At 59.6% G+C, this 24,163-nt stretch carries 23 protein-coding genes and 1 pseudogene; 10 read left to right on the forward strand and 14 right to left on the reverse strand.

What is annotated here, in order from left to right:
* Positions 1-332: 332 nt before the first annotated feature.
* Both AC1RO5_RS07550 and fdhA read left to right on the forward strand, forming a co-directional pair.
* Entirely contained in the window at positions 333-1,571 is a 1,239-nt protein-coding gene (locus AC1RO5_RS07550; RefSeq protein WP_493174103.1) for an acyl-CoA dehydrogenase family protein, read from the forward strand.
* 332 nt (positions 1,572-1,903) lie between these two features.
* Entirely contained in the window at positions 1,904-3,103 is a 1,200-nt protein-coding gene (gene fdhA / locus AC1RO5_RS07555; protein WP_493174105.1) for a formaldehyde dehydrogenase, glutathione-independent, read from the forward strand.
* Between the two features lie 50 nt (positions 3,104-3,153).
* Here fdhA and AC1RO5_RS07560 read toward each other — a convergent pair whose 3' ends face one another.
* The 4 genes from AC1RO5_RS07560 to AC1RO5_RS07575 form a co-directional block, all read right to left on the reverse strand.
* On the reverse strand, positions 3,154-5,523 hold the full coding sequence (locus AC1RO5_RS07560; protein ID WP_493174107.1) for a CehA/McbA family metallohydrolase domain-containing protein: 2,370 nt from the start codon (positions 5,521-5,523) through the stop codon (positions 3,154-3,156).
* Between the two features lie 61 nt (positions 5,524-5,584).
* Positions 5,585-6,334, reverse strand: coding sequence for an ABC transporter permease (locus tag AC1RO5_RS07565; protein WP_493174109.1), 750 nt, complete (start codon positions 6,332-6,334; stop codon positions 5,585-5,587).
* Between the two features lie 7 nt (positions 6,335-6,341).
* Positions 6,342-7,343 carry an ABC transporter substrate-binding protein gene (locus tag AC1RO5_RS07570; RefSeq protein ID WP_493174111.1) on the reverse strand — a complete coding sequence of 334 codons (1,002 nt, stop codon included), beginning with the start codon at positions 7,341-7,343 and terminating at the stop codon, positions 6,342-6,344.
* Entirely contained in the window at positions 7,340-8,179 is an 840-nt protein-coding gene (locus tag AC1RO5_RS07575) for an ABC transporter ATP-binding protein (RefSeq protein ID WP_493174113.1), read from the reverse strand. The genes AC1RO5_RS07570 and AC1RO5_RS07575 overlap by 4 nt, the downstream gene beginning before the upstream one ends.
* A 135-nt stretch (positions 8,180-8,314) precedes the next feature.
* On the opposite strand from AC1RO5_RS07575, the gene AC1RO5_RS07580 reads away from it, so the two are divergent.
* Positions 8,315-9,058 (forward strand): GntR family transcriptional regulator, encoded by a 744-nt coding sequence (locus AC1RO5_RS07580; protein WP_493174115.1) that lies wholly within the window; start codon positions 8,315-8,317, stop codon positions 9,056-9,058.
* A gap of 1 nt (position 9,059) precedes the next feature.
* On the opposite strand, the pseudogene AC1RO5_RS07585 reads toward AC1RO5_RS07580, so the two are convergent.
* A pseudogene (locus tag AC1RO5_RS07585) lies at positions 9,060-9,224 on the reverse strand (aldehyde dehydrogenase family protein); the annotation flags it as partial.
* A 194-nt stretch (positions 9,225-9,418) separates the two neighbouring features.
* Between AC1RO5_RS07585 and antA the strand changes: the two are divergent.
* The 3 genes from antA to antC are packed head-to-tail and all read left to right on the forward strand — an operon-like array spanning position 9,419 to position 12,344.
* Entirely contained in the window at positions 9,419-10,804 is a 1,386-nt protein-coding gene (gene antA / locus AC1RO5_RS07590; RefSeq protein ID WP_493174117.1) for an anthranilate 1,2-dioxygenase large subunit, read from the forward strand.
* Position 10,805: 1 nt separating this feature from the next.
* A complete protein-coding gene (antB, locus tag AC1RO5_RS07595; RefSeq protein WP_019649046.1) occupies positions 10,806-11,294 on the forward strand; it encodes an anthranilate 1,2-dioxygenase small subunit in 489 nt (162 codons plus the stop codon).
* An 18-nt stretch (positions 11,295-11,312) separates the two neighbouring features.
* Positions 11,313-12,344: an anthranilate 1,2-dioxygenase electron transfer component AntC gene (gene antC / locus AC1RO5_RS07600; protein ID WP_493174120.1), complete on the forward strand. Its 1,032-nt coding sequence runs from the start codon at positions 11,313-11,315 to the stop codon at positions 12,342-12,344.
* 71 nt (positions 12,345-12,415) lie between these two features.
* Here the strand turns inward: antC and AC1RO5_RS07605 are convergent, their stop codons facing one another.
* Positions 12,416-12,628, reverse strand: a complete 213-nt coding sequence (locus AC1RO5_RS07605; protein ID WP_018927823.1) for a DUF3079 domain-containing protein — start codon at positions 12,626-12,628, stop codon at positions 12,416-12,418.
* Positions 12,629-12,852: 224 nt separating this feature from the next.
* Between AC1RO5_RS07605 and AC1RO5_RS07610 the strand changes: the two genes are divergently transcribed.
* The 4 genes from AC1RO5_RS07610 to AC1RO5_RS07625 are packed head-to-tail and all read left to right on the forward strand — an operon-like array spanning position 12,853 to position 15,954.
* A complete protein-coding gene (locus AC1RO5_RS07610) occupies positions 12,853-13,377 on the forward strand; it encodes an iron transporter (protein WP_493174122.1) in 525 nt (174 codons plus the stop codon).
* A complete protein-coding gene (locus AC1RO5_RS07615; protein WP_493174124.1) occupies positions 13,378-13,710 on the forward strand; it encodes a cupredoxin domain-containing protein in 333 nt (110 codons plus the stop codon). It begins immediately after the preceding gene.
* Positions 13,711-13,732: 22 nt separating this feature from the next.
* Positions 13,733-14,587 (forward strand): FTR1 family iron permease, encoded by an 855-nt coding sequence (locus tag AC1RO5_RS07620; RefSeq protein WP_493174126.1) that lies wholly within the window; start codon positions 13,733-13,735, stop codon positions 14,585-14,587.
* Positions 14,575-15,954, forward strand: coding sequence for a 4Fe-4S binding protein (locus AC1RO5_RS07625; protein WP_493174128.1), 1,380 nt, complete (start codon positions 14,575-14,577; stop codon positions 15,952-15,954). Before AC1RO5_RS07620 ends, AC1RO5_RS07625 begins: the two co-directional genes overlap by 13 nt.
* Positions 15,955-15,970: 16 nt before the next feature.
* Here the strand turns inward: AC1RO5_RS07625 and AC1RO5_RS07630 are convergent, their stop codons facing one another.
* From AC1RO5_RS07630 to narH, 8 genes are all read right to left on the reverse strand, one after another.
* Complete coding sequence (locus AC1RO5_RS07630; protein ID WP_493174130.1) at positions 15,971-16,666, reverse strand: anaerobic ribonucleoside-triphosphate reductase activating protein; 696 nt, start codon at positions 16,664-16,666, stop codon at positions 15,971-15,973.
* Entirely contained in the window at positions 16,663-16,830 is a 168-nt protein-coding gene (nrdD, locus tag AC1RO5_RS07635; RefSeq protein WP_258673711.1) for an anaerobic ribonucleoside-triphosphate reductase, read from the reverse strand. The genes AC1RO5_RS07630 and nrdD overlap by 4 nt, the downstream gene beginning before the upstream one ends.
* Before the next feature lie 32 nt (positions 16,831-16,862).
* Positions 16,863-18,878: a ribonucleoside triphosphate reductase gene (locus AC1RO5_RS07640; protein ID WP_493174132.1), complete on the reverse strand. Its 2,016-nt coding sequence runs from the start codon at positions 18,876-18,878 to the stop codon at positions 16,863-16,865.
* A 329-nt stretch (positions 18,879-19,207) separates the two neighbouring features.
* Positions 19,208-20,200, reverse strand: coding sequence for a GTP 3',8-cyclase MoaA (gene moaA, locus AC1RO5_RS07645; protein WP_493174134.1), 993 nt, complete (start codon positions 20,198-20,200; stop codon positions 19,208-19,210).
* 25 nt (positions 20,201-20,225) lie between these two features.
* Positions 20,226-21,182 (reverse strand): peptidylprolyl isomerase, encoded by a 957-nt coding sequence (locus AC1RO5_RS07650; RefSeq protein WP_493174136.1) that lies wholly within the window; start codon positions 21,180-21,182, stop codon positions 20,226-20,228.
* A gap of 10 nt (positions 21,183-21,192) precedes the next feature.
* Entirely contained in the window at positions 21,193-21,873 is a 681-nt protein-coding gene (gene narI / locus AC1RO5_RS07655) for a respiratory nitrate reductase subunit gamma (RefSeq protein WP_493174138.1), read from the reverse strand.
* A complete protein-coding gene (gene narJ / locus AC1RO5_RS07660) occupies positions 21,866-22,621 on the reverse strand; it encodes a nitrate reductase molybdenum cofactor assembly chaperone (RefSeq protein ID WP_493174140.1) in 756 nt (251 codons plus the stop codon). The genes narI and narJ overlap by 8 nt, the downstream gene beginning before the upstream one ends.
* 2 nt (positions 22,622-22,623) lie before the next feature.
* A complete protein-coding gene (narH, locus tag AC1RO5_RS07665) occupies positions 22,624-24,162 on the reverse strand; it encodes a nitrate reductase subunit beta (protein ID WP_493174142.1) in 1,539 nt (512 codons plus the stop codon).
* Between the last annotated feature and the right edge of the window lies 1 nt (position 24,163).

Here is a 24,163-nt window from a genome sequence, read left to right on the forward strand (position 1 = left end):
CTGTGCCACTTAAATAAACCTTTATTAATCAAATAGTTATTTAGTTTTTTCAGACTTGTGCGGTGTCGCCTGGCGGACAGGCTGATGATCAACTGTTGCGCGAACAACAGTTGCCTCCGGGTCCGCGCAACACAGCACGTCTCGGCCACTGTTGCCAGGCGGTCAGTGCTTCCACAAGTTACCCGGCAGGCGACAGTCGCAAGCTTCGTCAACACCCCCGCGCGCCCGGTAATATGGACTTTGCAGTGTCAGGCACGACCTGTGCACTAACAGCAATACGCAACAGATCGACTGCTCTGTTGCGTCTCTTGCCTTCCATAAGGAGCAGCACCATGACTGTCCAGCAACAGCACCTGCCACGCCCCCTCTCCAGCGATACCGAATACCAGGCCCTGGCCGAGCGCTTCCGGCCGATCTTTGCACGCATCGCCGCTGGCGCACTGGAGCGCGAGCAAAGCCGCAGCCTGCCCTTTGAACAAGTGAAGTGGCTGAAGGAAGCGGGCTTTGGCGCCGTGCGCGTGCCAGTGCAGTACGGTGGCGCCGGCGCTTCCCTGCCCCAGTTGTTTGAGTTGCTGATCGAACTGGCCGCAGCCGATTCCAACCTGCCGCAGGCGTTGCGCGGTCACTTTGCCTTTGTCGAAGACCGCCTCAATGCGCAGGCCGACGCGCCGCAGGACACCTGGTTCAAGCGTTTTGTCGAAGGTGACCTGGTGGGCAACGCCTGGACCGAAGTCGGCAGCGTGAAGATCGGCCAGGTCGGCACCCGTGTCTCGCGCCTGGGTGAACAATGGGTGGTCAACGGCACCAAGTACTACAGCACCGGCAGCATCTTCGCCGACTGGATCGACCTCTATGCCCAGCGCGATGACACCGGCGCCGACGTGATTGCCGCCGTTCGTGTGCAGCAACCGGGCATCACCCAGAGCGACGATTGGGATGGTTTTGGCCAGCGCACCACCGGCAGCGGTACCTCAGTGTTCGAGAACGCGGTAGTGGAACCCGAGAACCTGCTGGACTTCGCCACCCGCTTCAAGTACCAGACGGCCTTCTACCAGCTGGTACTGTTGGCGGTTCAGACCGGTGCCGGCCGTGCCGCGGTGCACGACATCACGGAAGAAGTGCGTAAGCGCACGCGCATCTTCAGCACCGGCAATGCCAGCCACGTCAGCCAGGACGTTCAGGTGCAACAAGTGGTCGGCAAGGCGTCGGCGCAGGTCTACGCCGCACACGCCACCACCCTGCGCGCGGCGGCCGCCTTGCAGGTGGCGTACGAAAGCCGCTTCGCCCATGACGAAGTCGCCGAACGCGAAGCCAACATCGCCGCCGAACTGGAATCGGCGCAGGCCCAAGTGGTGATCGCCGACCTGGTGCTGCGCGCCACCAGTGACCTGTTCAACGCCCTCAGCGCCTCGGCCACCAGCACCGGCAAGGCCCTCGATCGGCACTGGCGCAACGCGCGCACCGCGGCCTCACACAACCCGCTGATCTACAAGGAACGCATCATCGGCGATTGGGAAATCAACGGCACCGAACCGCCCTACGTCTGGCAGATCGGTGCAGGATCGAAGTAAGCCGACATCACGCGACTGCTCAATCATTATTGAGCAGTCGCCGAACGTTCGAGGGACACCTTCAACTCCGCGCCCGGCAGCTCTTCGATCACTTGCGATTGCGCCAGCCCTGCCAACCGGGATGATGATTGGGTGCTAAATGCCCTCGCAGAGTGCTGATACCAGGCGTAGGATCGATACGATAACTGCTAATCACGCGTCGTTGGAAGGTGACTTCCAACCCATCTGCATTCACGCGCAAACGCAAGACATATACCGCCGCACTGTAAGGCCGCGCGACTCTTCGCAGTACAAGGGCCGTGTTCTCACAACAACAAAAGCGAGGTGAAATCATGTCTGGTAATCGTGGTGTCGTGTATCTCGGCGCAGGCAAGGTCGAGGTGCAGACCATCCCCTATCCGAAAATGGAAGACCCACGCGGCAAACGCATTGACCATGGCGTGATCCTGCGCGTGGTTTCGACCAATATCTGCGGCTCCGACCAGCATATGGTGCGTGGCCGGACCACGGCCCAGGTCGGGCTGGTGCTTGGCCATGAGATTACCGGCGAGGTGATCGAGAAGGGCCGTGACGTGGAAAACGTGCAGATCGGTGACTTGGTTTCGGTGCCGTTCAACGTCGCCTGCGGCCGTTGTCGCAGTTGCAAGGAACAACACACTGGCGTCTGCCTGACGGTCAACCCGGCGCGCCCCGGCGGTGCCTATGGCTATGTGGACATGGGCGATTGGGTTGGCGGCCAGGCCGAATACGTGCTGGTGCCGTATGCCGACTTCAACCTGCTGAAGCTGCCCGACCGCGACAAGGCAATGGAGAAAATCCGCGACCTGACCTGCCTCTCCGATATCCTGCCGACCGGCTACCATGGTGCGGTGACCGCCGGCGTCGGCCCTGGCAGCACGGTGTATATCGCCGGCGCCGGTCCGGTCGGACTGGCTGCTGCCGCCTCCGCCCGTCTGCTGGGTGCGGCGGTGGTGATAATCGGCGACGTCAATCCGTTGCGTCTGGCACATGCCAAGGCCCAGGGCTTCGAGATCGCCGACCTGACCCTGGACACTCCGCTGCACGAGCAAATCGCCAACCTGCTCGGTGAGCCGGAAGTCGATTGTGCGGTCGATGCGGTCGGCTTCGAAGCCCGTGGCCACGGCCATGACGGCGCGCAGCACGAGGCACCGGCCGATGTGCTCAACGCGCTGATGGGCGTGGTGCGGGTCGCCGGCAATATCGGTATCCCCGGTCTGTATGTCACTGAAGACCCGGGCGCGGTCAACAAAGCCGCCAAGCATGGCAGCCTGAACATCCGTTTCGGCCTCGGCTGGGCCAAGTCCCACAGCTTCCACACCGGCCAGACTCCGACGATGAAGTACAACCGTCAGCTGATGCAGGCGATCATGTGGGACCGGATCAACATTGCCGAGGTCGTCGGCGTGCAGGTGATCAGCCTGGACGACGCGCCGCGCGGTTACCACGAGTTCGATGCCGGGGCGCCGAAGAAATTCGTCATGGATCCGCACAAGCTGTTTACCGCGGCCTAAGAAGCAGGTTAAGAAAAGGGCAGCTTTGAGCTGCCCTTCTTTATGGCCGTTTATAACGTTAGAAACAACGCCGAGGTCCAGACTCGGGATTGATCGCGCTGCCGGGCGCAGATGAACAATGGGTGCTCACGGCCCGGTTGCAGATTCAACCGGGCAAGCTCGATTTGCCCTTGCAGTTCTCGAGGCAGCGGTGCATCGGTTGTCCTTTCGAGGGACACCTTCAACTCCGCACCCGGCAGCTCTTCAATCACTTGCGATTGCGCCAGCAACGCTTCGCCGGACAACTCCATCAACACCGTCGGCGCATGCACGTAAGGTTGCGGCTCAGACGGGTCGCCAACCTTGATGTAGTTATCGATGCGGCTATGAACCTGCAGCGTGGCGCCGGCCAATTGCGACAGGTCGATTTCGATGCTGTCGGTGTCGCCATTGGTGTCGGTGCGAAAAGCCAGAACCGTTGCATCCTTGCGCCATACGGTTTGCTCGGGATGATCGAGCCCCAAGGCGCGAAAGCCGTTGATGACCGCACCCGTCACGCGAATCTCGCCGGTCCAGTAGGCGCCGCGATAGCGATCCTTAATCCGTGCGCCGCCCAAACGCAGCCGAATGCGCTGGCTGGAAAAACCCAGTTCCTGGTGCAGGTTGCGCGACCAGATCAGTTTGTCGCCATCGAACAGATCGACCTGCTCCCAGCCCGCCTCTCCGAGCAGTCGATAGTCCAGCGTGGCATTTGAATCAGCGGTGAAAACCTCACCCATAAAATGCTGGCCCTGGCGCAGGCTGGCAAATGAACGCTCGCCGGTGGTGGCAAAAGTGCGACGAGCGCGAAGGGCCTTGCCAACACTGGCTCGATCGAAGGCCTCAGCCACCACGCCGGTCAACCCGCCGCGAGAGCCGAACACCGCCGTGGCCGGAACACCGCCGCCGCAACGACCCTGGTGCTCATCGCTGTTCGCCGCGGCACCCACCCGATAGCCACGCTGAAGCGCTTCGGCGTAGACCCAATGGAACTGCCCCCAGGCCGAGCCGACTTCGATCAACCGCTCCAGCTCAGGATGATGCCAGTCGAGGTTGCAACGGCGTCCGCCGACGTGAGGCATCATCAAATGCCCTTCGGGGTCCTTGGCATAGGCGGCATACAACTCATCCACCGGCCAGGCACCCGGCTTGATGGTGCCGGCGGTGAACTCGTTCCACTCGAAGGAACGAACCAATCGCCCTTGATTGTCGAAGGGAAACTCGGGTTTGCGGTCATGCAGGAACACCACATTACGGTCGCCGCCCGCGCAAGAGTTGCCGCACCATTCGGTGCCGGGATAGCAAACAAATCGTCCTGGCTCATTGAGTTCGTGAATCAGCTTGACCGCCTGATCCCAGCGCTGCTCGGTGATATTGAAATCATTGGCGGTGTAACCGAGGACATCGAGCCCGGCGACATCGCGACCGTAACTAAGGTTGTACAAGGTGTCGTTGGTGCCCACCGTGTCATCGGAGTGCACATGCAGGTCGGCGTACAGCGGGCGCAATGCGCTGCCGGCCGGATCGACCGTGACAAACGCCTGAGCGGCGCGCACAAAAGGTGCCGCCACCTCGGCCGACAAACGCCACTCCCCCACCGCTCCGAGATCAAAACCCTCAAGCCGGGCAGTCGCCCAGCCTTCAGTCGCTAAAGTGAACGGTTGTTGTCGCTCGCCCCCTTCAGGGTCAACGAGGGTCAGGACACCCTTGAGCGGCAAGTTGCGGCAGGTGTTGCCCCAGGCATCATCAACCCTGAGCAGTACGTCGAACGCCTCACCCGCGCTGACCAGACGAGGCACGATCAACTGCACGCTTTGCGCCGGTCCCGGCACGATGTTCAGCAGCGGATCACCCGGCACCTCGGCAAATTTCGAGCTGCCCAGCGGGTCGATGAACAAACGGAAACGGAAGTCTTTCTCGACGAAACTCTGCACTCGCGTACCCGCGCCGCCCTGACGACGATCACCCAGGCGAATGATGATTTTGTCTCCCGGATTCAGGTAACCGTCGATGATGTCGATGATGATCGCTTTCTGAAACGGCCGTTCATGGCCCTTCTGGTCGAAGCGCACTTTCAGATGCTGCACAGAGGCCTGGCTCTGACCGGGGACCAGCTCGCTTGCCTGATATTCGGCGCTGACATAGTTGGGGCCGGCCGGATTCGACGTCTGGAACAAGGCCCAGTCGGAGTAGAACTTGAAGGCCAGTTTTAGCCAGGCGCCGTCCGCCAGGCCACTTCCGCCGACCTCGTAGACCAGGATGATTTCATCCCATTGGCCGGCAATCAGCGTGTCACGATCACAGTGGATGCTGCCCAGAAACGGGCGTTGTTTGTTGCGTTCGTAGAGGCCTTGAGGGGCAATGTAATGCCCGGCTTCGCGGGGATCGAAAACGTTACTCACATGACACCTCGTGCAGTGGTCCACTGAAGGTTTGAAGGGGGTTGAAATCAAATGACGATGCTTATTGCACTCGCCATTTCTGGTAGTGACGCTCGATGCGCCTGAACACAAAACTCTCCATCAGCCAGGCAATCAGGCCGATCACGACAATGCCCAGCAACACCTGGCTGCTGTTGCCGATCTGCCCGCCCGTCGACACCATCCAGCCGATGCCCTGGGAGGCACCGATCATTTCCGCCGCGACCAATGCCCTCCAGCCCTGGCTGAAGCCGATGCGCAACGCCGCTGTCACGAAGGGCAACGAGGCCGGCAAGTAAACGTGAGCCAGCAGTTGCCAGGAATTGGCGCCCAAGGTGCGTGCCGCGCGGACTTCACCGCCGCGGATGCTCTGCACGCCCTCCTGAATGGTCACCGCCATGGGGAACATCGCGGCAATGAAAATCACCAGCACGATGGAGACATAGCCCAGGCCAAAAATGATCATGATCAGCGGCGCCCAGGCGATCGGCGGGATGGCCATGAACAGGCTGTTGAGCGGTGAGATGAAATCGCGAAACCGCGAAGACAGGCCACCGGCAGTACCCAGCAGCACCGCAACGATCACCGCCGCGCAGAAGCCGCCAACCTCTTCAAGGACGCTGGCCCGCAGGTGCTGCCACAGCGAACTGTCGCCCAGCCAACGCACAGCCTCGCGGGCGACATCCCATGGCTGCGGCAGGATGTAAGTGGGAAAGCGGCTGGCCAGGGCGATCCAGATCAACAGCAGGCATGGCAGCGACGCCCATCCCCAATTCGGTTTTGGCAAGGACATGACAGACTCAGCGCGAGGCTTTTTGCAGGTAGGAGGTGTCCACGATCTGTTCGGTCTTGAGCGTGGTGTCGATAAAGCCCAGGTCGTGGGAGTAATTCATCAGGCGCTGGATGAATTGAATATCCGCAGGCTGCAAGTCCGCTGACCAACCCAACCGGGTACGTGCCTGGGCAACGATGGTTTGCGGGGCGATGGTCTTGCCGTCAGCGCCTTGTACCGGCTCGAGCTTGAACGCCTCGGCGATGATTCGATTCGACTCATCGGGGTGTTCGTTGAGAAAGGCGATGGCCTTGCGGTGCGCGCGCAGCAGCTTCACCACATCGTCCGGTCGTTCCTGCAAGGTTTTCGGTAACGCGATCACCACGTACCACGGGTAGTTCGGCAGCGCCTGATTCACGTCGAGCAGGATCCGGCTCGACCCGCGCAGCAACGACTGGCTGACGAAGGGTTCCCAGGAAAAGGCCGCGTCGACGATGCCGCGCTCCAGCGCCGCGTTCATGTTGCCGGGTGGCATGTCGATGATGTCCAGATCCTTGTCAGGATTGAGCCCGGCCTTTTCCTTCAGCACATAGCCACGCAACAGCACATCCATGCCACTGCCCTTCTTGACCCCGGCCAGTTTTTTCCCCTTGAGTTCATCCAGGGCGGTAACCGGACTCTTGGCGTCGACAATCACCGCAGCCTGACCGTAATTGACCTTGGCCAGAATCCGGCTTTGCAGCCCCCGGGAAAACCATTGATACACCGGCGGCGTACCGACATAGGCCACATCCAGCTCGCCAGCGGCCAGTGCCTGCTGGATCACCGGACCATCGCCCAAGGCCTTGAGATCGACATTCAAGCCTTCCTCGCGATAGTAACCCTGTTTATCGGCGATCAACGCCGGGGCGTTGGCCATGGCGAAGACGTAACCCACACGCAAGGGTTTCTCTTCGCCAGCCACGGCGAATACGCTGCTGGCCAAGGCGGCAACAGACAAGGAAAGGGCAAGCAGCGAATGTTTGATCATGCTGTCAACTCAGGTTGGCGGGTTGGGTAAGCGGAGGCTGCAGACACGTCCATAACCTGGGAAATGCGCTCCATCAGCTCATTGCGGTAATCGAGAAAGGCCGGCAGGCGGCGGGTTTTCAGGTTGGAGCGAGGGCGCGGCAGATGAATATTCAGTTCGCTGTGGATACCGCCCGGGGCGATGTTGAGCACGATGACCCGATCCACCAGAAACACCGCTTCGTCGATATCGTGGGTAATGAACAGCACCGTCTGGCCCAGTTCGGCCCAGATGCGCAAGGTCTCTTCGTTCATGCTGTTGCGGCTGATGGCATCCAGCGCGGCGAACGGCTCATCCATCAGCAATACGCTGGGCTCCAATGCCAGGGTCCTGGCCAGGGAGACCCGCTGCTGCATGCCGCCAGAGAGTTGATGCGGCAACCGATGCGCGGCATTCTCCAGACCGACCAGACGCAGGTACTGCAAGGCTTGAGAACGCTGCTGCGATTCGTTGATCCGGGCCGCCATCCGCAGACCGAAACGGACGTTTTCCAAGGCGCTCAACCAGGGAAACAACTGCGGCGCCTGAAACACATAACCCAACTCCGAACGCTCTGGACGCACCGCCGTCTGGTTGATACTGATCTGACCACTTTGCGGTTGTACAAAACCTGACAACAAGTTCAGCAAGGTGGTTTTCCCGCAACCGGATGGCCCCAGGATCGCGACGAACTCACCGGGTCTGGCGTTGAGACTGAAAGAGGAAAACACGCGATGGCCATTGGGGTAGCTGAAGCTGATGTCATCGACCGTCAGCGCATCGGCTTGCTGCTGTGCGTAAGGGAGGGTTTTGAGCATGGCAAGTGTCGTCAGGTCGTTTACAATGGGAACGCCTGGCATAATACGTATTAATACAAGTAGTCCCAATAACCTATTTTTATAACCTTAGAAGTGAAGGCGCACCGCCCTCCTCCAAGGCCATGGAAACCGACAGTGTCTACGTCCATTCTTCGCGACAGCACAACCTCACTCTACGAACAGATTGCCCATCAATTGCTGGAAGAGATTCAACGCGGCGACTTTGAGCCCAGCGGCAAGCTGCCGTCAGAAGCTGAGCTGGGCAAACGCTTTGCAGTGAGCCGCGTCACCGTTCGCCTGGCGGTGGGCAAGCTCAGCGACGACGGCGTGGTGGAACGCAAGCAAGGCAAAGGCACCTTCGTGGCGGCCAAACAGGTGCGGCACGGCCTGGACGCGTTGCGCAGCTTTCATGAAGCCTTGTTGCTGCAAGGGCTCGAACCGAGCATGCGCGTCATCAGCCATACCCTGCAGCCGGTTCCAGAGGCATTGCGTGGTTTGTTTGAAGAAGCGGACGACTGCCTGCTTCTGGAACGACTGCATTTCGTCGATGACGAACCCATCGCGCTGGGCCGCAGCCATTTACCGGCCGAATTGGCCAGCGTGGTCTGGACTGAAGTCGAGCATCAACCGATCTACTCCATTCTGGAGTCGATCACCGGCATGGCGGTCACCCGCGCCGATCTGGCGATCCGTGCGCAAGAAGCTGATAAAAACCTGGCCAGTGCCTTGCACATCAAACGTGGCGCGGCACTGCTGGTCATGGAGCGCACCTCCTGGTTTGCCGACGGCCGCTGCTGCGACCGTACGACCTTCTACATCCGCCCGGAACGTTATGCCTTTGTCCTGAGTGGTGTGTTCAAGTCCAGACCCGCCAGCTGAATCAGTGCGCGATGCACACCGATTTCAGCTCGGTGTAAGTCTCAATTACCGCGCGACCAAACTCACGGCCCATACCGGATTGTTTAACACCACCAAACGGCATCGCAGGGTCGAGCAGCACGTGAGCGTTGCCCCAAACGGTGCCCGCTTCGATACGCGGCACCATGTGACCCAAAAAGTTACGCGCCTGACCATCTCCACCAGCAGGTATCTGCAAAAAAACGCATAAAACACCCCCTCACTAAAAACGCCCCCCGCCCCCTCAGAAACGGATAGATATCGCCTCGAATCCGGATAGATGCACCGCACAGAAAGGCTTTCAATCGGGTTGTGCCTAAAACTACAAAAAGGGTGTACCTGATGAACAGCTCTAGAAGCATTGCGCAGTGGCAAGATTACATTCAGGGTTGCCTGGATTTTCGGCCGGCCGAAGGTATTTACCGCGTCGCCCGTGACATGTTCACAGAGCCGGAACTGTTCGACCTGGAGATGGAACTGATCTTCGAGAAGAACTGGATCTACGCCTGCCACGAGAGTGAAATCGCCAATCCCAATGATTTCCTGACGATGCGCGCAGGTCGTCAGCCGATGATCATCACCCGCGATGGAAGCAATCAGCTCCACGCGCTGATCAACGCTTGCCAGCACCGGGGCGCGACCCTGACTCGCGTCAGCAAAGGTAACCAATCTACCTTCACCTGTCCGTTCCACGCCTGGTGTTACAAAAGTGATGGCCGCCTGGTCAAGGTCAAGGCCCCGGGGGAATACCCGGAAGGTTTCGACAAAGCAACCCGAGGCCTGAAGAAGGCCCGGATCGAGAGCTACAAGGGCTTCGTCTTTATCAGTCTGGACGTCAATGGCAGCGACTCGCTGGAAGACTACCTCGGCGATGCCAAAGTATTCTTCGACATGATGGTCGCGCAGTCTCCGACCGGAGAACTGGAAGTACTGCCCGGCAAGTCGACCTATAGCTATGACGGCAACTGGAAACTGCAACACGAAAACGGCCTGGATGGTTATCACGTCAGCACCGTGCACTACAACTACGTCTCCACGGTGCAGCATCGCCAGCAAGTCAATGCGGCCAAGGGCGGCGGTGCCGACACGCTGGACTACAGCAAGTTGGGCGCCGGCGATGCCGAAACCGACGACGGCTGGTTCTCGTTCAAGAATGGACACAGCCTCTTGTTCAGCGACATGCCCAACCCGACCGTACGCGCCGGGTATGCCAGCGTCATGCCGCGTCTGGTGAAGGAGTATGGCCAGCAACAAGCCGAGTGGATGATGCATCGCTTACGCAACCTCAACATCTACCCAAGCCTGTTCTTCATGGATCAGATCAGCTCGCAGCTGCGTATCGTGCGCCCAGTGGCCTGGAACAAGACCGAGATCACCAGCCAGTGCATCGGCGTCAAGGGTGAGTCCGACGCGGATCGGGAAAACCGGATTCGCCAGTTCGAGGACTTCTTCAACGTTTCAGGCATGGGCACTCCCGACGACCTGGTGGAATTTCGCGAAGCCCAGCGCGGATTCCAGGCCCGCCTGGAGCGCTGGAACGAAGTATCCCGCGGCAGTGAAAAATGGGTCGAAGGCCCCACCCCGAACAGCGAGGTTCTGGGCATCAATCCGGTACTGACCGGCACCGAGTTCACGCATGAGGGGCTCTACATCAATCAGCACGGATCCTGGCAGCGCTTCCTTCTGCAAGGTCTTGCACAAAAAGCCCTGAAGTTGAAGGAGGTGTGAAATGAGCGCACTACAACATTCCATCGAACAATTCCTCTACCGCAAAGCCGAGCTGTGTGATCAGCAGGATTGGGACGCCTACATCGCCCTGTTTGATGAACAGAGCGAATTCCACCTGCCGCAATGGGAGTCGGAGCATGTGTACACCACCGATCCCAAGCGCGGCATGTCGCTGATTTACTACTCGAACCGCTCCGGCCTGGAAGACCGGGTATTTCGTCTGCGCACAGGCAAGTCGGCAGCTTCAAACCCGATGCCGCGCACCTTGCATCAAATCAGCAATGTGCGAATCAAGGAAATCGATAACGGCTTGCTTGAAGTCAAGGCCGCCTGGGTCACGCTCTACACCCGGCAAGGGTTGTCCGAGCAGTTCTACGGCCATGTGACCTACCATCTCAAAGCGGTCGCAGACAGCTGGAAGATCACCCGCAAGCACATCGTGCTGCTCAACGACACGATCAACTCAGTGCTTGATTTCTATCACCTGTGAACTGTGGGGCACGCTGTCATGAACCATAAAGTCGCCTTCAGCTTCGCAGATGGCAAGACCTCGTTCTTCGAGGTCAAACCCAACGAACTGCTGCTCGACGCCGCGCTACGCAATGGCGTGAACATCCCGCTGGACTGTCGCGAAGGTGTCTGTGGCACTTGCCAGGGTCGCTGCGAATCAGGCCAATTCACTCAAGACTACGTCGATGAAGAGGCCCTTTCCGAACAGGATCTGGCGCAACGCAAAATGCTCTCTTGCCAGACCCGCGTGCAATCGGATGCGTCGTTCTATTTCGACTTCGATTCGAGCTTGTGCAACGCTGGCGCAACCCGGTTACTGCAAACGGTGATCACCGGTGTAGAACAGGTGTCGGCCACCACGGCGATCCTTCATCTGGACGCTAGTTCCCACCAGCAGCAACTGGACTTTCTTCCGGGGCAATACGCTCGACTGCATGTACCGGGCACCAGTGAGTGGCGCTCCTACTCATTCGCCAACCGACCCAATCCCACCAACCAATTGCAGTTTCTCATCAGGCTCCTGCCTGATGGCGTGATGAGCAACTTCATCCGTGAGCATTGCCGCCCTGGTCAAACACTCGAGTTAGAGGCCCCATTGGGGAGCTTTTATCTACGTCAGGTGACCAAGCCTCTCGTACTGGTGGCTGGAGGCACCGGCCTGTCGGCCTTCCTCGGGATGCTTGATAACATTGCAGAAAAAGGTGGCTGCGGGCACCCGATCCAGCTGTTCTATGGCGTCACGCAGGACAATGACCTGTGCGAAACTCAACGCCTGGCTGATTATCGCGACCGCATCGCCGACTTCGACTATCACCTTGTGGTTTCGAAACCCTCCGTGGATTGGCAAGGTAAAACCGGGTGGATTCCTGATCACTTCGACCGTCAGTCGTTCGAAGCCAACCCATTCGACATCTATCTGTGCGGTCCTCCGCCAATGGTCGACGCGATTAAAACCTGGTTCAACGATCAGAAGATCGAGCAGTTCCAGATGTATTACGAGAAGTTTATCGATAGCAATTCCAAACATTGAGCAACAGGGAAATATCCGGAGAGGCATCCAGATATTTCCCTGATTTTTTAATCTGCGAGGATTGGCGTGCACTAGACGCCATCATCCGCTGTCTTGTCTGTGACGATGAGGGGCTCGATACCCCAGTCGCCAGACAAATACCAATCTTCTCCGAACATCTCGGCCGGATGCATCGTACGGTCGGAGCCATTGCCGCATGCCAGGGACTTGGCCGGACAATACCGGTCGCATCCCCAACAGATCCGCTCGGGGTGCTTGGGGTTGACGGGGAAGTTCTTGGCCATTTCGATCTCCGGTCATTGAGAGACGTCCTTTCAACCTACAGCCTTTGTGCAAAACCATCCTTGATGGATATCAAGAATCGACATCGAGCGACTGCCCTCCCTATCGCGATCCTGGAGCTAAGCTTCTAACGGTTTAATTGATCAAAACTTGATAACAATCATTATTGTTCGCAGCAAAGCTTCCTAGACTCGGGTTCCTACTCGTCAGTGCCCAGGAAGACATTATGCGTACCCACCTCTCACTCGCCCTGCTCTTGCTCGTACCGCTGGCTCACGCAAAGGAATACCCGATCGGGGAACCACAGTTGTGTCAGGGGCTGGAAGTCGGGGCGGTGTATCTGCAACCGATCGAGATGGCCCCGGCTGGCATGATGCGGGCTACTGTCGATTCTGATATTCACCTGGAAGCCGACATTCGGGCCACGGCGGACAATCGACAGGGCTTTCAGGAAGGCAGTTTCGTGCCTTACCTCAATGTCTCGTTCAACTTGAGCAGAGCGGGTACCCCGGACGAAATCAAGGGCGACTTCCACGCCATGGTCGCCAATGACGGCCCGCACTATGGCGACAATGTGAAGCTGCTGGGGCCGGGAAAATATCGGCTGACGTTCACCGTACTACCCCCCACCGGTCACGGCTCCCTCGGGCGTCATACCGATAAGGAAACCGGTGTAGCGCCCTGGTTCGAACGTTGCGAACTGCACTACGAGTTCATCTACGCCGGCATCGGTAAAAAAGGCGGCTATTGAATGAAGCGCCTGCATCTTGCCTGGCTGATCGTGGCCGGAGCAGTTGCGCCGTTGACGGCGCATGCCGAGTTGCCGAGCTACGAACTGACTCTGCGCGATGGCCACTTCTCCCCTGCCTTGCTCGAGGTCCCGGCCGGACAGCGCTTCAAGATCGTCCTGAAAAATAGCGGTCAGGGGCCGGCCGAGTTCGAGAGCACGCCGTTGCGGGTTGAAAAAGTGCTGTCGCCGGGCGTGACAACCTTCGTCGTCATTCACCCGCTCAGGCCCGGCCACTATCCCTTTTTCGACGAGTTCAATCCGCAATTGCCCGAAGGCGGCATCCTCGCGAAATAACCTGTTAGCGCACGGAGCTTCCATGAATCAATCAATGTTCATCGTCTGGCGCGAAAGCGTCGAGGCGTTGCTGGTGATCGGTATTCTCCAGGCCTGGGCCAGCCAGCAAGGCCAACGTCATCGTTTGGTCAAATACCTCTGGGCGGGTGTGGTGCTGGGGTTGATGCTCTCGGGCCTGCTGGCGGTGTTGATTCTGTTTGCCGGTGAGGCCATGAGCGGGTCGGCCAGTGAATGGTTCCAGGCCGCACTCGCACTGTTTGCCAGCCTGTTAATGGTGCAAATGGTCGGCTGGATGCACCGTCACGGGCGCACCCTCAACCACGATTTGCGACGGCACGCCGATAGCCACCTGGCCCGCCAGGGAGGCGCAGGTCTATTACTGCTGGCCATGCTCGCGATCAGCCGTGAAGGCAGCGAAACGGTGGTATTTCTCTATGGCGCCGGCGCCCGGTTACGAGGTCCGCAGCTCGGTTTGTTTGCCGTCGGCGGCGTGTTGGGGCTGGTGCTGTCCGCGCTGACCATTACGCTGTTGCACAGCAGTCGCCGCTTCATTTCATGGCAACGATTCTTTGCCATCAGCGAAGTCATCTTGCTCATGCTTGGCGCGGCGTTGCTGGTCAGTGGCACCGAGCGAATCGGCGGCCAACTGCTCGCCATGGATGTGCCGGATGTGGTTTACAGCTTCGTAGGCGAATCGCTTTGGGACAGCAGCGCGTGGCTGAGCGACAGCCATGGATTGGGTGGCTTTTTGGCCGGTTTTGCCGGTTATCGCGCAACGCCCAGCGGCATGACCTTACTGGTATGGGTCGGTTACTGGCTGGCCGTCAGCGCCTGGCTACACCAACGGACTGCGGAGAAAGTCCCATGCCTGACCTGAGCCGGCGCAATCGATGGCTCCAGCGCCTGGGTGACGGGATGCGTCGCCATGCGTCCGTCATCCGTGCGCTGCAGTGGGCTGTCGTACTGTTTTACGCAGTGCTGTTGGTGACCCCGGCGCTGTTGCCGCTGCCGGACAGCCAGGCACGGATACTCGACAACCTGACCTTGCTCGCGCAGTTTTTATTCTGGGGGATCTGGTGGCCGTTCGTGTTGCTGTCGATGGTGTGCTTCGGTCGACTCTGGTGTGGCGTTCTGTGCCCGGAAGGTTCGCTCAGCGAATGGGCCAGTCATTACGGGAAAGGCCTGGGTGTGCCGCGTTGGTTGCGTTGGGGCGGCTGGCCCACATTGGCGTTCTGCCTGACGACCCTCTACGGCCAATTGATCAGCGTCTATGACTACGCCCAGGCCGCACTGTTGATTCTGGGCGGCTCGACCGTCGCAGCGGTCATCATCGGGTTGTTGTTCGCCCGGGGCAAGCGGGTCTGGTGCCGTTACCTGTGTCCGGTCAGCGGCGTTTTCTCCCTGCTCGCCCGGCTGGCCCCTGTGCACTTTCAGGTCGATGAGCAACGCTGGATAGAGAATGCCGCACCACGCCTGCCGCCCCCCAACTGCGCTCCCCTGCTCGATATCCGCCGTCTGCAAGGCGCCAGTGATTGCCACGCCTGCGGACGCTGCAGCGGGCAACGCGGGGCCGTTCAACTGATCGCCCGCTCCAGCAATCAGGAGATTCTTCACGCAACCGCGCAGGCGCTGTCCCCTTGGGATACACGCTTGCTGCTGTTCGGCGTGATCGGCTTGGCCATGGGCGCGTTTCAGTGGACGGTCAGCCCATGGTTTATCGCCCTCAAACAAACCCTGGCCCAGTGGCTGGTGGAACACAACCAGCTCTGGGCCTTACGGGACAACGCCCCCTGGTGGTTGCTGACCCATTACCCGCAACTCAACGACAGCTTCAGTTGGCTCGACGGCTTCAGCATCGTCGCTTACTTGAGTTTGAGTTCGATCATGCTCGGCACGGCGTTGATGCTGCTCCTGCGACTGACGGCCCGACTGGCGCGAGATCGCGCACTGTATTGGCCTCTGGCGCTGACACTCACACCTGTGGGTGGTGCCGGACTGTTTCTCGGGCTGTCGGCCACCACCGTCAAATTACTGCGTTATGAAGGTCTGCTGCTGGAGTGGGTACAACCCGCCAGGGCCTGCCTGCTATTGGCCGCCATGGGGTGGAGCCTGCTACTGGGTTGGAAACGGCTGAAACACGAAGGTATTCCCCAGGCTCGGCGCGTGTCGGGTGGCGTTTGCCTGTTCCTCGCCAACGGCCTGATCGGGTTTGGCTGGTGGTTGCAGTTCTGGGGCTGGGCTTGAGTTCCCCCAGCCCCCGTTACCCCCGTAGCACAAAGGCTGGGAACAACTCGCGCATGGCCTCCCACAACTCTGGCAACAAGGCTTGCGCCGAAACACTCGGCAACAGCGGGTCGAACATCCGCTCGGTGCGAACCAACTGCACGGCAAAGCGTTTGACGCCGAGCGCACTCAAGCGTTTTGCCAGAATCAGCAGACGCGCCGGCTCGAACAGATGCCAATGCACGGTGGTGCGACATTCGTAGTCCACACCACTGGCCAGCAGATGCTCAAGGCTGCTCCAGTTAGCCGTTCCACTGCCCTCGACCCGGGTGATGGCCAGGCAATCTTCGGGCAACGCCTTGACGTCGAAACCGACCCAATCCGCGCCAGTCAGCGCCTTGGCGAAGGCGACAGGTTTAATGCCAGCGCTGTGCAAGCCGATGCGAAATCCCATTTCCCGCACTTCATCCATGGCGCCGAGCAAGCCGTCTTGCAAGGTGGGCTCACCGCCGCTGAACACCACGGCATCGAGCAGGTCCTGGCGACGTTGCAGAAACGCTAATACCCGCCGCCAATCCACTTCCTCACTGCCACGAGGCGGAATCAGCTGCGGGTTATGACAGTAACGACAACGCCAGGCGCAACCCTGGCAAAACAGCACGCAGGCGAGCTGTCCCGGATAGTCGATAGTGGTCAGGGGCACCATACCCCCGACCCGAAGCATTCGACTCATTGGCGCCCGGCCAGTGCCGCGCTTTCAGTGAAGTGCACCCGCTCGCGGTGCTCCGACTGTTTACCCGGATTGAACGCCGATACAGGACGGTGATAGCCCATCACGCGGGTCCAGATTTCGCAGCGTTGACGTTGAGCCTGAGGCAGTGGTTGCGATGCAGTCATGGTGAAGCTCCTTGCGGTTGAGTGGATCGAGATCAATGAACAGCGCCGGTTTTCTGCTCTTGCAGCAGCAGAACTTCGTCGCATTTGGGGCAGAACTCATGCTCGCCATCGAGGTAGCCGTGCACCGGGCAGATGGAGAACGTCGGGGTCACGGTCAGGTACGGCAGGCGGAAACGTCCAAGGGCCTTGCGCACCAGCTGCTTGCAGGCCTGGGTCGAGGAAATCCGCTCGGCCATGTACAGGTGCAAGACCGTGCCGCCGGTGTATTTGCATTGCAGTTCGTCTTGAAGTTCCAGGGCCTCGAAGGGGTCTTCGGTGTAGCCCACGGGCAGTTGCGAGGAGTTGGTGTAATACGGCGCCTGCGCACTGCCCGCCTGGAGAATGTCCGGATAGCGCTTGAGGTCTTCCTTGGCGAAGCGGTAGGTGGTGCCCTCCGCCGGTGTCGCTTCCAGGTTGTAGAGATGACCGGTTTCTTCCTGGAAGCGCAGCAATGTGGCGCGCACATGGTCCAGCAGATTCAGGGCAAACTGCCGGCCATGCTCGGTGTGCATGCCCTCCTCGTCGCCAGTGAAATTGCGCAACATTTCATGCAGGCCGTTGAGGCCGATGGTGGAAAAATGGTTACGCAAGGTGCCCAGGTAGCGCTTGGTGTAAGGGTACAAACCGGCATCCATGTGGTGCGCAATGACCTTGCGCTTGACCTCCAGGCTCTCCATCGCCAGCTCCATCAACGTGTCCAGACGCCGCAACAAGCCACTGGGGTTGCCCTTGAACACATAACCCAGGCGTGCACAGTTGATGGTCACCACGCCGAGCGATCCGGTCTGTTCCGCCGAACCGAACAAACCACCGCCACGCTTGAGCAACTCGCGCACATCGAGCTGCAGCCGGCAGCACATCGAACGCACCTGATTGGGCTGCATGTCCGAATTGAGGAAGTTCTGGAAGTACGGCAAACCGTAACGCGCCGTCATCTCGAACAGACGGTCGGCGTTGTCACTGTCCCATGGAAAGTCATGGGTGATGTTGTAGGTCGGAATCGGAAAGGTGAACACTCGCCCTTTCGCGTCGCCAGCCTGCATCACTTCGATGTACGCGCGGTTGAGCAGGTCCATTTCGACTTGCAGGTCACCATAGGCAAACGGCATCTCCTCACCGCCGATGACGGGTATCTGCTCACGCAAATCCTGCGGGCAAACCCAGTCGAAGGTCAGGTTGGTGAACGGCGTCTGGGTGCCCCAGCGTGACGGCACATTGAGGTTGTAGATGAACTCTTGAATCGCCTGGCGCACCTCCTGATAACTCAGCTGGTCCTTGCGCACGTAAGGCGCCAGGTAGGTGTCGAACGAGCTGAACGCCTGGGCGCCGGCCCATTCGTTTTGCAGGGTGCCGAGGAAATTCACCATTTGCCCCAGGGCACTGCTCAAGTGCTTTGGCGGACCGGCTTCGACACGCCCCGGCACACCGTTGAGCCCCTCATGCAACAGAGTGCGCAGCGACCAACCGGCACAGTAACCGGCGAGCATGTCGAGGTCGTGCACGTGCAAATCCGCCTCGCGGTGGGCCTGGCCGATGGCCTCGCTGTACACCTCGTCCAGCCAGTAGTTGGCGGTGACCTTGCCCGACACGTTCAACACCAGCCCGCCCAGGGAGTAGCCCTGATTGGCGTTGGCCTGGACCCGCCAGTCTTCACGGTCCAGGTATTCGTTCATCGAGGTCGCTACCTCGACCATGGTCCGGCGGTCGCGGCGCAAACGCCCGTGCTGTTCGCGATAGACGATGTAGGCGCGCATGGCGAAGAAGAAACCGGCATCCATCAACACCCGTTCGACCCGATCCTGAATCTGCTCGACGTGCAGCCTTGGCAGCCCTTCCAGTCGGGCGAGTACCGCCTGAAGCAAGCCTTCAACCTCAACCTCGGTGTACTCCCCGGTTGCCTTGCCGGCGGCGATCAACGCCTGACGGATCTTGTCCGCATCGAAGGCGACCAGACTGCCGTCGCGTTTGTGCAAGCGGTTACATCCCACTGAGATCAGCGTGCTCTGCATTTGGCCTCCAGATACTACATATAGATATTTATATTCAAATAAACACAACATGCAGTTAAGACTACGGACAAAGCGCTGTTCTGCAATTGACCGACATCAAGATTTGCCGGTGAAAAAAAACCGCCCGAAGGCGGTGAAGGGAAAATCCGCAGCGAACACTGTGGCGAGGGAGCTTGCTCCCGCTCGGCCGCGAAGCGGTCGTAATCCTGCAAGCTCGATTTGTCTGAATAATCGTGGTGCCTCATTTAGGGTTGCTTCGCAACCCAGCGGGAGCAAGCTCCCTCGCCACAAGTATTGTGTTTAGCAAACTCTTTCCTTAACAGAACAGCTCAACCGCCACTCATGTTCATGAACCGCACAATCTGCACCTCTCCTTCAGGGCCAAAGTCGTGGCGCAGCGGCTTGCCGCGCAAAGCCTTCTGCACCGCGTTGATCAGCGGTTGGTCATCCAGCGGATAACGCCGCAGCAATCCACGCAAATCCAGCGCGTCGTCCTGGCCCAGACAGAGCAACAGCTTCCCTTCAACAGTCATCCGCACCCGATTGCAGGTGCCGCAAAAGTTATGGCTGTTGGGTGAAATGAAACCGATCCGGGTATCGGGATGGCGTTCCAGGCGCACGTAGCGCGCCGGTCCGCCGCTGTTTTCCGTACTGTCGAGCAACCGATGTTGGACGGCGATCAATGCCCGCACTTCATCGCTGGAACAAAACGATTCACCCCGTGACCTGCCGACATCGCCCAACGGCATTTCTTCGATGAAACTGATATCGATGCGCTGATCGATGGCGTACTGCACCAACGCCGGGACTTCATCGAAGTTGCGCCCCTTCATCACCACGCAGTTGAGCTTGATCCGCTCGAACCCCGCGCCCCGTGCCGCTTCAATGCCGCCCAGCACCTGATCGAGATCGCCGTTGCGGGTGATCGTGCGAAACTTCTGCCCGTCGAGGCTATCGAGGCTGATGTTCATCCGCTTGACCCCAGCCTCCGCCAATGGCCGGGCCAGACGGCCCAGCTGCGAGCCGTTGCTGGTCATCACCAGCTCGCGCAAACCGGGCAATGCGGCGATGTTGCGACACAGTTCGACAATGCCCGGACGAATCAGCGGCTCACCGCCGGTGAGGCGGATTTTGCGGACGCCCAACCCGACGAACAACGTTGCCAGGCGCTGCAATTCCTCCAGCGTCAGGACCTGCTGACGCGGCAGGAAGGTCATGTTTTTCGCCATGCAATACACACAACGAAAATCACAACGGTCCGTCACCGACATCCGCAGATAATCGATCTGCCGTCCAAAACCATCCTGCATGACAGCGTTCATCACATCTCCCGGTTTGTCTCGATGCTCACTGCACCAGCGGTGAGTCGGCGCCCTGCAAGTGGATGCCACGAATATCCGCCGCTCCGATCAGGGTTTGCAGGTACTGCACCAGCGCTTTTTGCCAGACGCCTTGCTGCAACTGCGTGCGGATCGCCGTCGACACCACTTCATAGGGCAACGGCATGCCTTCGATCCGCTGATCGACACTGACCACATGCCAGCCGTAGCGACTTTCCAGCGGTTTGCTGGCCAGGCCCGGCGCCAGAGTGAATAGCTGACGTTCCAGTTCGGGCACGGTCTGGCCCTTGCTGATCTGCCCCAGAGAACCGCCTTGAGCCTTCGACGGGCAGGCCGAATATTTCACTGCCAGATCGGCGAAACTGCCGGGGAAATCCGCCAGCCGCTGCAACAGGATTTCGGCCTGAGCATGCGCAAGGCTGCGAGCCTCGACATCATCCGGCGCGGACTCGAGCAGGATGTGCCGCACCGCCAGCAACGGCGCGCTGTGAAAGCGCCCGCGATTGTTTTCGTAGTAGCGCAGACTGGTTTCCTCGTCGCACTGCGGCACCTGCACTTCCTGTTCGAGCAACAAGCGTGTGGCCGCTTCTTCTTCGTTCTCACCGGCGCCGATCTCCAGCGCCAGGCCGAGCTCGGCAATGCGCTGCTGCAACAATTCGCGGATCACCAGCGCCCTGACGGCCAGATAGACCGCCTCTTCACGGCTTTCTGCCGGGTGATATTGCAGCTCCTGGGCCATTGCCTCCGGCGTGATCGACACCCCATTGACGCTGATGATCGGCCACTCCTGTTCGCTGCTGGCGATCAACTGCGCCGGGACGTCCTCGGCCGCCACCGGCTCGACCGGCAGTGCTTCAAACTGCGCGATGTCGACAACTTCCGGCACCGAAGGCTCTGCATTTTTGGAAGAACCGCAGCCACCGCTGCCGCCGTTACCGCCGCCACATCCACATCCACCTGACATGATGTTCTCCTCAGACTTTCTGCCGAACGATTTGATAACGACGACCCAGGTACCAGATCGGTGCGCTGATCATGTGTACGAGACGGGTGAAGGGAAACAGCACGAACAGGGTCAAGCCGAGAAACACGTGCAGCTTATAAGTCAGCCCGACCGGCGCGATGGACGCCGCCGCTTCCATCGGCCGCAACAGCACGGTGTTCTGTGCCCAGTTGGCGAGCATCACCATCACCGATCCGTCCATGTGGCCGGTGGACGCGACGATCGTCAGCAGGCCCAGCAGCAACTGCGCCAGCAGCACCAGCAGAATCAGGATGTCCGAAGGGCTGGAAGTGGCACGTACCCGAGGATCGGTCAGCCGCCGCTTGACCAGCATCAGCAGGCCGATCAGGCACAACAGGCCGAAGAACCCACCGGACACCATCGCCAGCAACTGCTTGTTCTCAGTGCTGATCACATGGTGATAAACCGACGCCGGGGTCAGCAGGCCGACAAAATGCCCGGCCAGCACGAACAGCACACCGATGTGAAACAAGTTGCTCGCTACGCGCATGCCGCTCTGATTGAGCATCTGGCTGGAGCCAGCCTTCCAGGTGTACTGCGACAGATCGAAACGGGCCCAACTGCCAATCAGGCAAATCGCCAAAGCGACATAGGGATAGATCCCGAACAACAACAGGTTCCATTTAGACATTGCCTACCTCCTTGGCTGGCACGGCGGCCAACCCTTCATGCTGAAAATCCACCCAGTGCAACGGCACCGCGCTTTCTTCCCGGGCCTTGCCCGGAGCGCTTGGCAGTCCACTGCAACGGTCTTGCTGTTCGGCCTGGAGAAAGTCCACGGCCTCCTCTTCCCAGATTTTGTCGAGGGCTTCGAGGGAGTCGTCGCGTGGTTCTGCTGCCACCTGCGCCCGCAGGTCGGCCACCGCCTGATGGGGCTCGGCCCCGGCGATTTGCAGCAACGCCCGGAAGCAACTGGCATAGGCGCTTTCGCGTTCTTCCAGACGTGCGGCGAGCAAGGCCAGCAAGTGCGAAACATCCGCCAGGCCCTCGCGGGCCTCGAGGTCTTCGCGGGTGGACAGGAACTCCAGGTACAACGGGATATAGTCCGGCAGCTCCTTGACGCCGATGGCAAAACCGGCGGCTTCGTATTGCGCCATCATGTCGACCATGGCCTGGCCACGGTCGCGGGATTCGCCGTGCACGTGCTCGAACAGCAGCAGTGACAGCGAACGACCTCGGCCGAACAGCGCGCCGTAGTGCTCCTGCCCGTCCATCAGGTCATTGGCGCAGATCAGCTCCAGCAACTCGAACAACGCACCGCGCTGTTTAGGGCTGATCTCCCGTGACTGGATGATCGCTTGCTCCAGTTCGTCGCGCCCGCCAATCAGCGTCTCGGTCGGATAGTCGAGCAGCAGCGAAATCACTTTGAGAATTTGCATGCTCATTCCTCCCACAACTGGACGGTTTTCAGGACGTCGCGACGGTTGGCTTTCTTTGCACCGAACATGTTGGTGTCGGAGCTGCCGCTGCAACCGCTGCCGAAACTGAAGCCGCAACCGGAGCGTTCGGCAAAGGCGTCGCTCATGGCGTCTTCACGGTGGGCACTCGGTACCACAAAGCGGTCTTCATAGTTGGCAATCGCCAGGTAGCGATACATCTCTTCGACCTGGGCCACGCTCAAGCCGACGTCCTTCAACACTTGCAGGTCCTGAACGCCATCGACTTGCTCGGAACGTTTGTAGGCGCGCATCGCCAGCAAGCGTTTAAGTGCGCGTTTGACCGGTTTTTCATCGCCCGCTGTCAGCAGGTTCGCCAGGTACTTCAGTGGAATACGCAGGCTGTCGACATCCGGGATCACCCCGTTCATGCCCACGGTGCCGGCGGTAGCGGCGTTCTGGATCGGCGACAGCGGCGGCACGTACCAGACCATTGGCAAGGTGCGGTATTCCGGGTGCAGTGGCAGTGCGAGTTTCCAGTCCACGGCCATTTTGTAGACCGGCGAACGCTGGGCTGAATCAATCACCGACTGCGGTACGCCATCGGCCAGGGCCTGGCGAATCACTGCCGGGTCATTCGGATCAAGGAAGATCTCCAGTTGTTTCTCGTACAGGTCTTGCTCATTGGCGGTGCTCGCCACTTCGCTGATGCGGTCGGCGTCATACAGCAGCACACCGAGGTAACGAATGCGCCCGACACAGGTTTCGGCGCAAACAGTCGGCATCCCGGCTTCGATACGCGGGTAGCAGAAGATGCACTTCTCGGACTTGCCGCTTTTCCAGTTGAAATAGATCTTCTTGTACGGGCAGCCGCTGATGCACATCCGCCAGCCACGGCATTTTTCCTGGTCGATCAGCACAATGCCGTCTTCTTCACGCTTGTAGATCGCCCCGCTCGGGCACGACGCCGCGCAGGTCGGGTTGAGGCAGTGCTCGCACAGGCGCGGCAGATACATCATGAAGGTGTTTTCGTACTCGCCGTAAATGTCCGCCTGGATCTTGTCGAAGTTTTTGTCCTTGCGGCGCTTGGCGAATTCGGTGCCGAGGATTTCTTCCCAGTTCGGGCCCCACTCGATTTTCTCCATGCGCTTGCCGGAGATCAGCGAACGCGGGCGCGCAGTGGGCTGATGCTCGCCCAGCGGCGCGGTATGCAGGTGCTGGTAATCGAAGTCGAACGGTTCGTAGTAATCGTCGAGGCTCGGCAGGTCCGGGTTGGCGAAAATATTCGCCAACACCCGGAATTTACCGCCGATGCGCGGGTTGATCGTGCCGTTGGCATTGCGGATCCAGCCGCCCTTCCACTTGTCCTGGTTTTCCCATTCTTTCGGGTAACCGATGCCGGGTTTCGATTCGACGTTGTTGAACCAGGCGTATTCCATGCCTTCGCGGCTGGTCCAAACGTTCTTGCAGGTGATCGAACAGGTGTGGCAACCGATGCACTTGTCCAGGTTCAGAACCATGCCGATTTGTGAGCGAATCTTCATC

Source organism: Pseudomonas sp. GW822-FHT02G04, from assembly GCF_058802085.1.